The organism is Archangium violaceum (assembly GCF_016887565.1).
GTDB classification, from domain to species: Bacteria; Myxococcota; Myxococcia; order Myxococcales; family Myxococcaceae; genus Archangium; species Archangium violaceum_B.
Map to the genome: position 1 here is coordinate 12,128,591 of NZ_CP069396.1, position 13,041 is coordinate 12,141,631.

12 protein-coding genes are annotated in these 13,041 nt (G+C 69.2%); 5 read left to right on the forward strand and 7 right to left on the reverse strand.

Features of this window, described 5'->3' with window-relative positions:
- Together JRI60_RS48415 and JRI60_RS48420 are read right to left on the reverse strand one after the other, a co-directional pair.
- A complete protein-coding gene (locus tag JRI60_RS48415) occupies positions 1–684 on the reverse strand; it encodes a pilus assembly protein (RefSeq protein ID WP_239470179.1) in 684 nt (227 codons plus the stop codon).
- Positions 685–847: 163 nt separating this feature from the next.
- On the reverse strand, positions 848–2,299 hold the full coding sequence (locus JRI60_RS48420) for a sigma 54-interacting transcriptional regulator (RefSeq protein WP_204222858.1): 1,452 nt from the start codon (positions 2,297–2,299) through the stop codon (positions 848–850).
- 71 nt (positions 2,300–2,370) lie between these two features.
- On the opposite strand from JRI60_RS48420, the gene JRI60_RS48425 reads away from it, so the two are divergent.
- Positions 2,371–3,411 (forward strand): ATP-grasp domain-containing protein, encoded by a 1,041-nt coding sequence (locus JRI60_RS48425; protein WP_204222859.1) that lies wholly within the window; start codon positions 2,371–2,373, stop codon positions 3,409–3,411.
- A 131-nt stretch (positions 3,412–3,542) separates the two neighbouring features.
- Complete coding sequence (locus JRI60_RS48430) at positions 3,543–4,214, forward strand: DsbA family oxidoreductase (protein ID WP_204222860.1); 672 nt, start codon at positions 3,543–3,545, stop codon at positions 4,212–4,214.
- Between the two features lie 39 nt (positions 4,215–4,253).
- On the opposite strand, the gene JRI60_RS48435 is transcribed toward JRI60_RS48430, so the two are convergent.
- Complete coding sequence (locus JRI60_RS48435; RefSeq protein WP_204222861.1) at positions 4,254–5,240, reverse strand: hypothetical protein; 987 nt, start codon at positions 5,238–5,240, stop codon at positions 4,254–4,256.
- 242 nt (positions 5,241–5,482) lie between these two features.
- On the opposite strand from JRI60_RS48435, the gene JRI60_RS48440 reads away from it, so the two are divergent.
- Together JRI60_RS48440 and JRI60_RS48445 are read left to right on the forward strand one after the other, a co-directional pair.
- Positions 5,483–6,676, forward strand: a complete 1,194-nt coding sequence (locus tag JRI60_RS48440; RefSeq protein ID WP_204222862.1) for a hypothetical protein — start codon at positions 5,483–5,485, stop codon at positions 6,674–6,676.
- Between the two features lie 184 nt (positions 6,677–6,860).
- Positions 6,861–7,724: a carboxypeptidase-like regulatory domain-containing protein gene (locus tag JRI60_RS48445; protein WP_204222863.1), complete on the forward strand. Its 864-nt coding sequence runs from the start codon at positions 6,861–6,863 to the stop codon at positions 7,722–7,724.
- A gap of 136 nt (positions 7,725–7,860) precedes the next feature.
- On the opposite strand, the gene JRI60_RS48450 is transcribed toward JRI60_RS48445, so the two are convergent.
- The 4 genes from JRI60_RS48450 to JRI60_RS48465 all read right to left on the reverse strand — a co-directional run bounded on the left by JRI60_RS48450 (position 7,861) and on the right by JRI60_RS48465 (position 12,016).
- Positions 7,861–8,292, reverse strand: coding sequence for a hypothetical protein (locus JRI60_RS48450; protein ID WP_204222864.1), 432 nt, complete (start codon positions 8,290–8,292; stop codon positions 7,861–7,863).
- A 191-nt stretch (positions 8,293–8,483) separates the two neighbouring features.
- Positions 8,484–9,014 (reverse strand): hypothetical protein, encoded by a 531-nt coding sequence (locus JRI60_RS48455; RefSeq protein WP_204222865.1) that lies wholly within the window; start codon positions 9,012–9,014, stop codon positions 8,484–8,486.
- 239 nt (positions 9,015–9,253) lie between these two features.
- Entirely contained in the window at positions 9,254–10,399 is a 1,146-nt protein-coding gene (locus JRI60_RS48460; RefSeq protein WP_204222866.1) for an LpqB family beta-propeller domain-containing protein, read from the reverse strand.
- A gap of 12 nt (positions 10,400–10,411) precedes the next feature.
- Positions 10,412–12,016: an N-acetylmuramoyl-L-alanine amidase gene (locus JRI60_RS48465; protein ID WP_204222867.1), complete on the reverse strand. Its 1,605-nt coding sequence runs from the start codon at positions 12,014–12,016 to the stop codon at positions 10,412–10,414.
- Between the two features lie 233 nt (positions 12,017–12,249).
- On the opposite strand from JRI60_RS48465, the gene JRI60_RS48470 reads away from it, so the two are divergent.
- Positions 12,250–12,984: a metallophosphoesterase gene (locus JRI60_RS48470; RefSeq protein WP_204222868.1), complete on the forward strand. Its 735-nt coding sequence runs from the start codon at positions 12,250–12,252 to the stop codon at positions 12,982–12,984.
- Positions 12,985–13,041 lie beyond the last annotated feature (57 nt).

Here is a 13,041-nt window from a genome sequence, read left to right on the forward strand (position 1 = left end):
TCAGTTGGGTGCGCAGTTCTGCTGCGAGAAGTTCTCCGGCTTGGCCGGAGTCATCATCCGCATGGTGTAGCTGGCCGTGATGGGGAAGACGTAGCTGCCCTTGCCCGGCGCGGTCCTGCTCGAATAGGCGTTGCGGATGAGCGACTCCATCTTCCCCGGCCCGTTCTCCCAGTTGGCGTCCTTGTCCGCCAGGATGAGCGGGTTGGCGCTGTGCAGCTCCGCGATGGCGAAGTGGGCGCGGAACATCCGCGTCAGCACCCAGTCCGCGAACGGGATGCGCAGCGGGTACCAGAAGACCATGCGCACCTCGAGCCGCCTCGGCTCCCCGCCCTGATCGAAGGTGTCCTCCTCCGACGCGGTGACGTTGGTGGGGCTCTCGCGCAGCAGCCACACCACCTCGCCCGAGAAGGGCATGCTCTTGGAGCCGCCCGACAGCTGGCCGTCGTAGCGGTTGTCCTTGAAGCGCTCGTAGGCCTCCGCGAGCCGCTCCGGGCTGTCCGTGCGCGCGAAGGTGGGCAGCAGCGCTCCGATGGCCGCGTCCATCATCCGCTTGCACTCGCCGTGGCTCACGCTGCCGGCGCGCGTGGCGCGGAACACCGCGTACTCCGTCATGATGCGCGCCTGCAACAGCAGGAAGAGCTGCAGCGTGCCCAGGATGAGGAAGATCACCAGCGGAAGCGTCAACGCCGCTTCCACGGATGCCTGGCCGGACTGACGCCCCCGAATCGGGGTCTCCTGGGAACTCATACCTTGTGGTTGTTCCACTCCACCCGGTGCTTTCCCATCCGTCAACTGGACGGTCCCCGCCTGCCTGGACGCTCTCCTGTGCGAAAGATGACGCGGCGCATCAGCGCGGCTTCATGCCCTTGGCATCCAGCTGGTACTTCTTCACCAGACGTTCAATCGACTTGCGGTGCAGGCCGCTCTCCCGGGCGGCGCGGGACAGGTTGCCCTCGCAGCGGGTGAGGACGCTGGTGATGTACTCGCGCTCGAAGTTCTCCAGCAGCTGCTCCTTGGCGTCCTTGAAGGTGAGGTGCTCGTTGAAGGGCAGCGGCCCCTCGCGCGCCTGGCCCCGCACGCGGGGCGGCAGGTGCTCGGGCAGCACCTCCTCTCCGTCACTGAAGGCCAGCACGTGGGAGAGCACGTTCACCAGCTCGCGCACGTTGCCCGGCCACGCATAGGCCATCAGCAGCGACAGGGCCTCGGGGGAGATGTGCTTGCGGCCATGGCGCGCCACCACCTCCGGCTCGGCCAGCGCCCGCTTGAGGATGAGCGGAATGTCCTCGCGGCGCTGGCACAGCGGCGGCAGCTGGATGTTGATGACGGACAGGCGGAAGAAGAGGTCCTCGCGGAAGTTGCCCGCGGCAATCTCCTTCACCAGGTCCCGGTTGGTGGCGGCGATCACGCGGCAGTCCACCTCCATGACGTCGTTGCCGCCCACGCGCCGCACCTCGCGGTTCTCCAGCACGCGCAGCAGCTTGGGCTGCAGGTCCAGCCGCAGCTCACCCAGCTCGTCCAGGAAGATGGTGCCCCCGTGCGCCCGCTCGAAGGCGCCCGGCCGCGCCGTCATCGCCCCCGTGAACGCCCCCTTCTCGTGGCCGAACAGCTCGCTCTCGATGAGGTTGGGCGGAATGGCGCCGCAGTCCAGCACCACCATCGGCCCCTTCTTCCGGCCGCTCAGCTCGTGGATGGCCTGCGCCACCAGCTCCTTCCCCGTCCCCGTCTCTCCATTGATGATGACGGACACGTCCATGGGGGCGATCTTCTTGATGAGGGCGAAGATCTGCCGCATCTGCACGCTCTGTCCCACCATCCCACACAGCTCGCCCTCGCGGTCCGGTTCGACCGTCACCTCCTCGTCGATGGGGGAGAAGGCCAGGGTGGAGGTGCCGGCGCGAATCTGCGAGTTGGCGGAGAGGTAGGCGCGCTCGATGCGCCGGCCATCCAGGAAGGTGCCGTTGGTGGAGTTGAGGTCCACCAGCAGCCAGCCCCGCTCGGTGTTGATGATCTCGAAGTGGTGGCGGCTGGCCGTCCGGTCCTCGGCGAGCACCAGGTCATTGGTGGGGTGGGCCCCGCAGCGCAGACGTTCCTTGTCGGACACCAGGGACTTGCCCTCGTCGGGGCCCGCCGACACCTGCAGCCGGCACTTGCGCAGCTTGAGCGTGGTGCGCGGCGACTCCAGGACCAGCACCTCGGTCCCGGAGCCGGCTCCGCTGTCCGCCGGAGCGACGACGGAGTCGAGACCGTTCTCTCCCGGGTTGGTGAGGATGTCGTCCGGGTGCGGTTCGTTAGCGCTCATCATTATGGTGATTGTAGCAAACACTGGTGACGCCACCCGCGTCCGCCCGTGGTAGGCTCACGCCCCTCCACATGCCCACCAAGAAGGTCTCGACCAAGAAGGCGGCCGGCAAGGTGCGCCCGAAGGCCCCGGCGCACGCGGTCGAACCGCCTCCCCCCGCCCTCCCGACCTCGCCGGCCCCGCGCCGCGCACGAGCGAAGAAGACGGTGGTCATCCTCTCGCGCAAGCGCTCCCTGTACTCCACGAGCCGGCTGGTGGAGGCCGTCAAGCAGCGCGGGCACCGGCCCCTGGTACTGGACACGCTGCGCTGCACCATGGTGCTCGCCCCGGGCAGCCCGCGGATGCTCTACCGCGGGGTGGAAGTCAAAGGCGTGGACGTGGTGATTCCGCGCATCGGCGCCTCCATCACCGGATACGGCCTGGCCGTGGTGAACCACTTCGAGATGATGGGCGTGCCGGTGCTCAACGGCGCCACGGCCATCTCCCACAGCCGGGACAAGCTGCGCGCCCTCCAGTTGCTGTGCCGCGGCGGGCTGGACGTGCCCCGGACGGTGATGGCGCACGACCGCAGCAACGTCCGCAAGCTCGTGGAGGAGGTAGGTGGGCTGCCCCTCATCATCAAGCTGCTGCGCGGCACCCAGGGCGTGGGGGTGATGATCGCCCACACGCTCCAGGAGGTGCAGACCATCCTCAACACCTTCTGGGACCTGGGGCAGGAGGTGGTGCTCCAGGAGTTCGTGGCGGAGAGCAAGGGGCGCGACGTGCGCGCCCTGGTGGTGGGCGACAAGGTGGTGGGGGCCATGCAGCGGCGGGCCAAGAAGGGCGAGTTCCGCTCCAACATCCACCGCGGCGGCGAGGGCCACCCGGTGGAGCTGCCCGCCTCCTATATCGATGTGGCGGTGCGCGCCGCGCGCCTGCTCGGTCTGCAGATAGCGGGCGTGGACATGCTCGAGGGCCGGGCCGGTCCCCGGCTGATGGAGCTCAACTCCAGTCCGGGCTTCGAGGGCCTGGAGCGGGCGACGAAGCAGGACATCGCCGGGGCCATCCTCGACCATGCGCTCGCCCTGGCCGAGGCGCGCGCGGCCGCGGCGAACCCCTTGCTGGTGGTGTGACGCGCGGCTCGTGGAGCAGGCGGGCGGACGAGCCACTTGCTCGGCCCTCGTGGGAATGGGCTCGATTCCAAAATGTCGGAGGGGATTGGCAGTGGGAGTGCGGCCTTCGTAATCTGTGCGCGCTCGCACTCATGAAGCCCCTGCCCAAGCCACTGCAGATCACCGTCTACCAGGATGTGTTGTGCGCCTGGTGCTATCTGGCCGACCTGCGGCTGGAATCCCTCAAACAGGAGTTTGGAGACATCCTCCGCTGGCGCGTGCGTCCGTACCCGCTGCGCCTCCACGACAAGCGTCCCACGGAGAAGGAGTTGAGAGGGCTGACGGAGGAGGTGCGCCGGGCCCAGCAGGAGCCGGAGCCGGTGGCCAGGCTGCTGACGACGGAGCTGTGGCAGGGCGGAGACGCCCCGCGCACCAGCGTCCCGGCCCTGGCGGCGCTGGAGGCGGCGCGGCTGCAGGGCCCGACGGCGAGGGCGTACCTCGCGCGCGCCATGCAGCGCGCGGCGCTGGAGCAGGGCGTGAACGTGACGCGCACGGACGTCATCTTCGAGCTGGCCAGCCGCGTGGGCCTGAACATGGGCCCCTTCTCGGCGGCGTACCACTCGGAGGACACGCGCAAGCTCATCCTCGACGAGCACCAGCTCGCGGCCAGCCGTGGCGTGCGCGGGGTGCCCACCATCGTCATCGGCGGCCGGTGGATGGTGTGCGGCCTGCGCGACGCGGCCGAGTACCGCGAGCACATCCTCACCTGCATCGGCAAGCTGAACGCGCCGCGCTCGGGCTCGTCCGAGCGCATGGTGCACTGAGGGCCGCCGCGCCGCGGCCCCCTGCTCCGGGTACGGCCCTCAGCGGGGCCGTGCCTCGAGCTCCGAGCCCCTGCGCAGCGCGAGGTAGAGGCCTCCCACGAGGAGCTGGCCCAGCGCGAGGCCCGGGATGAGGCCCACGCAGCAGGCCAGCAGGCCCGCCATGGCCAGCAGGCCCCCGACGAAGGCCACGCCGAGCACCGACAGCCGCTCGCCGCGCGCCAGCGCGTAGCAGTCGCGCAGGGCCTGCACCGGGGAGACGTCCTCGTCGAAGGTGAGCACCCCCTGGAGCAGGTAGAGCGGCAGGCCGAAGTAGAGGCCGGGGATGAGCGTGAGGACCCCCGCTCCGAAGAAGACGCCCAGGGCGGCCGGCACGTCCACGTCCGTCGAGCGGAACACCTCGCCCCCGACGATGCTCTCCACGGAGTAGCCCATCGCCACCAGTCCCACGAACGACAGGACGGCGAAGAGGAGCAGCAGGGGGAGGAGCACCGTCACGATCCCGAGGAGCGTCGCCACCACGTAGCGCCCCGCCTTGTGGAACTGGGAGAAGAGCCGGGCGATGTCGGCGCTCCCTCCCTCGAGGACATCGAACACCACCCGCAGCATCCCCATCCCGATCACCCCCTGCGCCACCTGCAAGAAGACGCCGGAGAAAGCGGATGAGAGGAGGAGCAAGAAGGCGTCCTCCGGGCCCACGAGCACCTCCGCGAGCTTGCCGAGGAGGTTGGCCACCACGCTCAGGACCGTGGCCACCAGCATCGCCACCGACAGCATCACCCACTCGCGCTTGAAGGCCGCGAAGCAGTAGTCCCAGAGGGCACTGAAGTTCCAGGTGTCCCGCCACAGGGGAAAGGCCGAGTGCCCGGCGCGCTCGCGGCAACTGGGGCAGAACCGCTGGGCCCCGCGCTCGCCGCACACGTCGCACATGAAGTTGCCGCACCGCTCGCAGGTGCCCGAGGCACTCAGCGCCGGGTGGAGCGCGCAGTGCGCCCCCACCTCCCCGCTCCCGGAATCCATCACGGCCATCGTTTCCGACCTCCCGCGGAGCCCCGGGGCCGGAAGGGCCACCTGGGAGCGCCGCGCCCCACCTCCCTCCTTACCAGGGGGGAGCGGACCCGGAGGAGCCCTCCGAAAGAGACGCACACCCCGTGAGGAGGGGGGCCCTGGAAACAGGGGGGTGAATTTTCCGACAGCCCGCCCGTCTGCTTGGAAGTCATCGCCGTGATGAAATGGGCAGACCGGCCCTCCGCCGGCCCCGGAGAACCTCCATGCGTCGCCTTCTCGTCCTCACCGTACCTGCCGCCCTGATGATGGGAACGGGCTGTGTCGCCCACTACCACCAGCCGGGCTACTACTCGTCGTCGTCCTCCACGACCTACGAGTACCGCTACTCCGGCGCCCACCCCGACCCGTACGGCGAGTGGTGCACCGAGAACTACTCCCACGTCCACGGCTACGCGCCCTCGGACGTGAATACCTACACCTACTCGGACAACGTGTACGTGTACCGGGGCCCCCGAGTGGTCTGGTACATGGACTACCACCCGGTCTCGGGCGGCAGCGTCTGCTACATGCACGGGCGCCACAGCCACGACTACTTCCCGCACTCGTACTCGGGCTCCACGTACCGCTGGGACAACGGGCGCTCGGGGTACGTCTACAACAACTACCGGCCGCCTCCTCCGCCCCCGTCGTGGAACGGCAACTCGCACGACGCCTCGCCCGTGTACGGCGGCCGTCCGGGAGGGGGCTACTCGAATCCTCCGCCTCCTCCGCCCTCCTCGGGCGGTTGGGGCAACTCCAACCAGAACCCGCCTCCTCCGCCGGGAACGAGCTACGGCTCGCGGCCCCCGACGAGCAGCGGCAACTCCGGTGGCTGGGGCAGCCCGCCGCCTCCGCCTCCCACGGGTAACTCCGGCGGCGGCTGGGGCAACCGGCCTCCCCCCTCGAACGGCGGGGGCACCACGCCTCCGCCGCCTCCCCCGGGTAACTCCGGCGGTGGCTGGGGCAACCGGCCTCCTCCCTCCAACGGTGGTGGAAACAACGGCGGTGGCCATCCTCCGCCCAACAACGGCGGCAACCACGGGGGTGGCGGGGGTAACGGCAATGGTGGTGGCAATGGCGGTGGCCACGGCAACGGGGGTGGCAACGGCGGTGGCCACGGCAACGGCGGTGGCCACGGCGGTGGCTGGGGCAACGGCAACGGCGGTGGCCATGGCGGTGGCAACGGGGGTGGCAACAGCCATGGCGGCGGCAATGGCAACGGCGGTGGCTGGGGTAACAATGGCGGCGGAAACAGCGGTGGCGGCAATCCTCCGCCCAACCCCGGTGGTGGCGGTGGCGGTGGCGGTGGCTGGGGTAACGGCAACGGGGGTGGCAACGGCAATGGCGGCGGCAACGGGGGTGGCAACGGCAATGGCGGCGGCAACGGGGGTGGCTGGGGCCGCGGGGGTCGCCGCTAGGACCTGAAGTCCAGCAGTCCGTGATTCGAGGGCCGCTCCCTTCCTCTCCGCGAGGTGGGGGGCGGCCCTCGGTACTTTCCACCTGTGAGCACTCGGGACGTGGGGATTGCGTCACCCAGGGGACGTCTACGGCCCGAGGGTGGATTGCCACCACGCGGGAGCGTGAAGACCTTGGCGCGCAGTCATGATGCGTCCGAGTCACTTCCTCTGCTGCGCTCTCCTTGGCCTCGCCCCGGTGGCCTGTGGCCCTGGCACTTCCGCGGATCAGGATCCCGCCGTCGACCGCAGTGACAGCAAGACGGTGGATCTCGACCACCTGACCATCACCGTCGCCGGTCGCGCCGAGGTCTTCCCCGAGGCCGCTCGCCTGCTCGAGGCCCGGGGTCAACCCGTCCCCACGCTCGACGGCGTCGCCCTCACCATCGAGGAGCCGCTGCGCATCGGGGTGAACGACGCGGACTCCGTCTTCGGCCGGGGCTCCGTTGGCACCGAGGGCGGTTTCGCCGTGCCCGACGTGCCCGTGCGCGACATCAACCTGAGCCTCGCCACCAGCCTCGAGCCCGAGGGCTTCGTGCGCAGCTCCACCGTCGTCTTCGACACCGTCTTCACGCGCACTCGGCCGCGCACCGACATCATCGGGGCACGCGCCTGGGCCCTGCCCAACACCTTCCACGACACCCTCACCCAGGCCGTGGGCGAGTCGTGGATCCGCGCGCACACCGAGGACCGCGCTCGAGCGCTGCGCGAGGCCGGCTTCATCCTCGGCCGCGTCGTGGATGCCTCGGGAGCGCCCGTCGCTGGAGCTCGCGTCGTGCTCGACCGGGGAGAGCTCGCCAACCGCGTCTACTACCCCGCACCGGACTTCCAGAGCGCCACCCAGGACGCCACCAGCGCCACCGGCCTCTTCCTCTACGTGCACTCCGGCGCGGCGGCGGAGAGCTTCACCCTCTCCATCCAGGGCGCTCGGGACTACCTGCCCCGCCACGCGGGAGCCGCTCCCGGCAGGGCACTCGTTCTCACGCTGTACCCGGGCAACACGACGCCGTAAGCGCTGACGGAGGCCCGGCTGGCCGCCAGGCCCCGACGAGAGAATCCCGAGCCGCCACATTCCCCTCTCCCTCCGGGAGAGGGACGGGGTGAGGGTACCGCGTGAACACGGCTTGCCTCTGAGTCACCCCGGAAGCTCAGGGGAGCGCGGACCCCTGCTCCGCCGCTGAGAGCACCCGTGTCTCCAGCGCGGCCAGAAGGCCCCGGACAAAGGCGTCGAAGCTCGCGTCCTTCGCGCGGATCCGCTCGGGGTCGAGAAACCGTGCCATCCGCTTCTGCTCCTTGGGGCCCCAGCCTCCGAGCAGCTCTCCCAGGAGTTCCTCCAGCTGCTCCCGCCCGCGCGGCAACTCTTCCGGCAGGTGGGTCCCACCCGCTTGCCCGATGGCCTCCTCGTCCGCGAGCACCCAGCTCTCGATGGAGGGAACCAGGGGAATCACGCTCACCCTGTCCATCAGCCGCAATCGGACCAGAGGCTCCTGGATCTCGCTGACCATGGACGAGATACGCTGCTTCCTGTTGGAGCCCGTGCCGAAGAGGATGAAGAACCGCTGGTAGTTCTTGGTGAGCATCAACTCCACCACGGAGAAAAGGCCCTCCCGAGGGGTCCCCCCGCATCGAATGGTCGCGAAGCGCGGCTCCGAGGCGGGGCGATGCCGAGCAACCACTGTGCGCGCCAGTGCTTCCACGAGCAGCTTCTCTTTGTCTCCATCGACAAGGAAGGCAATCTTCCGCTGCGCTGACCGCTTCGCCGATTGTCTCCTCATGCGTTCCTCCAATAATCCTTGATGATTCTGTAGGTCACATGGCACTGCCCATAACTCGCCGCGTGCCGGAGTTTCAGGTCGAGCACCTCACGAAACGAGTGCGCGGGCGCCAATGCGTCGTCGAGGTCGTGCTCGTTGAACAGCAGGGTGTTGATGCCCTTGCCCCAGGTCAGCGCCTCAATGGCTCCCTTGCTGAATTCCGCGCCGATATAAAGGAAGACCCCCAGCGTCCCTGCCAGCTTGCCTTCGAGCTTGCCCCGGAAGGCGAATACATCCGCCACCGACACCCGCTCCCTCCACCGGGCTTCCAGCAGGAAGTGTCGCTGCCCGTCGGTGAAGGAGATGTCGATTTCCTCCCCTGGCGGCCGGGTGTTGCGCCAGGGGCGCAGCGACTCGGATTCGAGCAACTCGGATTCGAGCAACTCGTAGGCGATCCCCTCGAGACGGCGGCCCCGTTCCTGCGCCCCCATCCGCCCCTTCTTCAGCTCCTTGTATTCCCTCCGCAGTACGACCTTCCGGCGTCCCATGCCTCCGCCCCTCCGTCCCGGACAGGCCCCACGCCTCTCCATCACTGAACCCGTTCAGTATAGCGGAGGCGTCTGACGTTTCAGGTCAGGTAGTCTGGAGGCTATCGCCAGCCATGGCAAGACCTTCCCGGGGAACTCTGGTGAGCTCCAGACCCGGGTGTCTTTACTGGTAGGGGAACTCGAGAGGATGGATACCCTCACCCCGTCCCTCTCCCAGAGGGAGAGGGGATGTGGGGGAATCAGGGGCTCCCGGTCCCGCCCGCCGCGCGCGGCTCCTTCGGCACGAACCAACGCGGCAACCAGTCCGCTCCCTTCGCGCTCGTCAACTGCGTCTGCCCGCTCCCGTCCGCCCTCATCAGGAACAGCTCCACGTCTCCCGTGCGGTCCGACGCGTACACCAGGTACTTCCCATCCGGACTCCACTCCGGTTGGTCGTTCACGCTCTTCCCGTCCGTCAGCGCCACCGGCTCCCCTCCCGCCACCCCCGCCACCCAGATGCGCGCCTTCCCGTCCTTCTCCGTCTTCTCCCGCGCCACGAACGCCAGCTTCTGCCCGTCCGGACTCCACACCGGCTCCCGCTCCTCGCCCGTCACCGCGCTCCCCGACACCGCCCTCAGCCCCGTCCCGTCCGGCTTCACCACGAACACCCGCGTGCGCCCCTCCCGGTCACTCAAGAAGGAGATCCACTTCCCGTCCGGACTCCACTTCGGCGCCATGTCCTCCTTGTAGAACGCCGTCAGCCGGCGCACCTCCGAGCCGTCCGCCTTCATCACGTAGATTTCCGGATCGCCCTCGCGGCTGGACACGAACGCCACCTGCGTCCCGTCCGGAGACACGCTCGGCTCGAAGTTCCCCTCGCGCGCCGTCGCCAGCCGCGTCACCTCCGCGCCCGCGCGCGGCTCCTGCCGCACCACGTCGCTGAAGCCCTCCGCGTCCGACTCCGCCACGAACCAGCGCCCATCCGGCGACCAGCTCGGGTTGCGCGCCCGACCCCGGGGCTCCGTCACCAGCACCGGCTCGCCTCCCCCCAACGGCACCAGCCGCAGCTGCTCCACGTGCAGCCCCCTCACCTCCGCCGCCGCCACCACCATCACCGCCGCTCCATCCGGAGACGGCGCGATGGGGTACTCGTCCTCGGGACCTCGCGTCAGCTGGCGCTCCTCACCCGTGGGGCGCACCAACCAGACATCCTTCTGCGGGGCCCGCTCGGAGACGAAGGCGATGACTCCCGGCATCGCCTTGCGCTCCTCCGCGGAGAGGGGCCCGGAGCCGGATGCGCTCCCACCACACGTGCCCGCCTTGCATCCAACCCCGAGCAGGGCGAGCACGGCCAGTCGCCGCGCTCCACCCCGCCACGCCTGCTGCTTCGCGAAGTCCCGAGTCATCACGTCACGTCATTACCGCACGCGGATGGCGTCCGCGATGACCTGGTAGCCAGAACCGGTCCAGCGGCTCAGCTGAACCTTGTTCCAGCCGGCCGGGAAGCTCCAGGTACCCAGCGTGTTCCACGCGCCGCCACCGGCCTGCTGGTTCACGTTCACCGTGGCCAGCTTGGTGCCGTTCGCGTCCCAGATGATGAAGGGCGCCGTCGTCGAGCGATCCGTGGCCGAGGTCCACCAGGCGTCGATCGTCTTCGTGCCCGCCGCCGACATGTAGAAGTAGAACGTCGCCGGGTCCGACACCGCCGCCGTGGGGGCCGCGAAGTAGCCCGAGCCGTAGTAGCCCGCCACGTTCGTCGAGGACACCCAGTTGGCCGACACCTCGATGTAGCCCTTGGAGGAGTCGTTGTTGGCGTTGTTGCTGTCGATGATCAGCGCAGTGGTGGTGCCGCAGTAGCTCTGCACCTTGCTGATGTACGAGGACCACGGCCAGTTGGGACCCGGATCCGTGCGGCTGGCCGGCTGCAGACGCCCGTGCGCCACGATGTGGTAGCTGTCACGCACGATGGCCTGACCCTTGGTGATGTCGCACGTCAGCTTCGCCGACGCGTCGATCTGCCCGGCCGGGAAGGACGTCTGGCTGGCATAGCCGCCGTGCTCGATGCCCACCGAGAAGTGGTTCACCGACACGCCCTGCAGGCCGCACATCACGCCACCGTTGAGGTTGCAGTCGTAGGTGGCGCCCACGTGCCAGCCACGGTCCGCCTCACGCACCAGCTGCGAAATCTCCGAGCCGCTCTCGTTCACCACGTAGTGCGCGCTCACGCCCGAGGCGGTGTTGGTCAGCCAGCTCCAACAGCTCGAATACGTGCCCTCACAGGTGTGGATGACCACGATCTGCACGTCGCCCGTGGCGTCCGTGGGACGCGCGTTGTAGTTGGGCGAGGGGCGCCAGATGGAGGCGGCGTAGTCCGGGCCAGCGGCCATCGCGTGCACGCTGGGCGAGGCGAACTGCGCGCGCGCCTGCGTGGGCATGAGCGAGACGGCCACGTCACCCGCGGGCGTCTGGGCCACCGCGCCCTGGCGCAGCACCCCGTACACCTCGTTGTGGATGAACTCGGCCTGCGCGTCGGTGCTGGTGATGCCGCTGAGCTTCGCCACGGCCGGAGCCCAGGCGCCCAGGTCCGAGCGGTCCACCTTCAGCTCGTCCGCGGTGGCCGACAACAGCGCCGCGTAGGCCCGGATGTTGGCCTCGGGCTGGGTGCGCACGGCCTCCTCGGACACGCCGGCCAGGCGCGCGCCCTCGGCGACCTTCGCGCCGCGCAGGGCCATGAGGCCGTAGGCCGCGGGCATGCCCTCGAACTCCACCTCGCCCTTCACCATGTCCCACCGGGTCTCGGTGTAGGACACAGCCTTGAGCAGGTCGGCGGGAACGCGGAAGTCCGTGGCCGCCTGGGCGAAGAAGCCATCCAGCTGGTACGGGGTGCGCTCGGCCTCGCGCTGCGCGGGCGTGCGCGAGTCCTCGACAGAGGCAGGTGCGGGGGGGGTGGGCTCCTGAGGACCACAGGCAGCCAGGGAGAGCGCGGCGGCGGCTGCCACCAGCGGCTTACGGAACGGGTGCATGGATGCACTCCTTGGGGGGAAGAAACGAAGCGACGGCACCATCCCCTCCTACTACTAAAGGGGGTGGCTGGCTGGATAAGATGCCCTTTCCTGTTCCCCAAGGGAAGCCCGGTTTTCTTGAAACCCTATTCTGTAGGAATTTTGCCTTGCAACGATCGGCCGGGTGGTCGGGGAGTGGCCTGGGGGGCGATACGAGGGGCGACGAGGGGAGCGGGCTGGGTTAGGACAGGGTCATGCGTCTCTTCGCCATCGGGGACACCCATCTGCCCTCCACGCGCAACAAGGACATGCACCGCTTCGGGTGGACGGATCATCCGTTGCCGCTGCAGCGCGCCTGGGACGAGAAGGTGCGGCCCGAGGACGTGGTGCTGGTGGTGGGGGACATCTCGTGGGCGACGCGGCCCACCGAGGTGATGGACGACCTGAAGTGGCTGGACGAGCGGCCGGGGCGCAAGGTGCTGGTGCGTGGCAACCACGACTACTGGTGGGGCGACTCGGCGTCGAAGCTGCGCAAGCTGCTGGAGCCGTACAAGACGCTGGAGGGCTTCCTGCACAACAGCTCGGTGGTCATCGGGCGGTGGGTGATCGCCGGCACGCGGCTGTGGACGGCGCCCGAGGCTCCGCCGATGCCGGGCGGGGAGATGGGTGACGAGCACGGGGACGCGGGGTACGTGGAGCGGGAGACGCGGCGGCTGGCGGCGTCCATCGCGGACGCGGAGAAGAAGGAGAAGGAGAGCGCCGAGCCGCTGACGCGCGTGGTGGCGGTGCACTTCCCGCCGATGTACGCCAACGAGAAGCCGACGGCGTTCCTCGGCCCCATCGAGGCCTTCAAGCCCAAGGTCTGCGTGTACGGGCACCTGCACGCGGGAGGAATCCCGGCGGGCTTCACGGGAGAGCGCGCCGGGGTGCGCTACGTGCTGGCCTCGTGTGACGCGGCGGGCTTCTCGCCGATGCTGCTGGACGAATGACCGTCCCCCTCCGCTCGGAGAGGGACGGGGTGGGCGAAGCCCGGGTGAGGCGCGACG

What these genes read in the sequence shown, in the direction of transcription:
- JRI60_RS48420 (WP_204222858.1), bottom strand. Translation starts at nt 2,299, where the DNA reads ATGAGCGCTAACGAACCGCACCCGGACGACATCCTCACCAACCCGGGA.
- JRI60_RS48425 (WP_204222859.1), top strand. Translation starts at nt 2,371, where the DNA reads ATGCCCACCAAGAAGGTCTCGACCAAGAAGGCGGCCGGCAAGGTGCGC.
- JRI60_RS48430 (WP_204222860.1), top strand. Translation starts at nt 3,543, where the DNA reads ATGAAGCCCCTGCCCAAGCCACTGCAGATCACCGTCTACCAGGATGTG.
- JRI60_RS48435 (WP_204222861.1), bottom strand. Translation starts at nt 5,240, where the DNA reads ATGGCCGTGATGGATTCCGGGAGCGGGGAGGTGGGGGCGCACTGCGCG.
- JRI60_RS48440 (WP_204222862.1), top strand. Translation starts at nt 5,483, where the DNA reads ATGCGTCGCCTTCTCGTCCTCACCGTACCTGCCGCCCTGATGATGGGA.
- JRI60_RS48445 (WP_204222863.1), top strand. Translation starts at nt 6,861, where the DNA reads ATGATGCGTCCGAGTCACTTCCTCTGCTGCGCTCTCCTTGGCCTCGCC.
- JRI60_RS48450 (WP_204222864.1), bottom strand. Translation starts at nt 8,292, where the DNA reads ATGCTCACCAAGAACTACCAGCGGTTCTTCATCCTCTTCGGCACGGGC.
- JRI60_RS48455 (WP_204222865.1), bottom strand. Translation starts at nt 9,014, where the DNA reads ATGGGACGCCGGAAGGTCGTACTGCGGAGGGAATACAAGGAGCTGAAG.
- JRI60_RS48460 (WP_204222866.1), bottom strand. Translation starts at nt 10,399, where the DNA reads ATGACTCGGGACTTCGCGAAGCAGCAGGCGTGGCGGGGTGGAGCGCGG.
- JRI60_RS48465 (WP_204222867.1), bottom strand. Translation starts at nt 12,016, where the DNA reads ATGCACCCGTTCCGTAAGCCGCTGGTGGCAGCCGCCGCCGCGCTCTCC.
- JRI60_RS48470 (WP_204222868.1), top strand. Translation starts at nt 12,250, where the DNA reads ATGCGTCTCTTCGCCATCGGGGACACCCATCTGCCCTCCACGCGCAAC.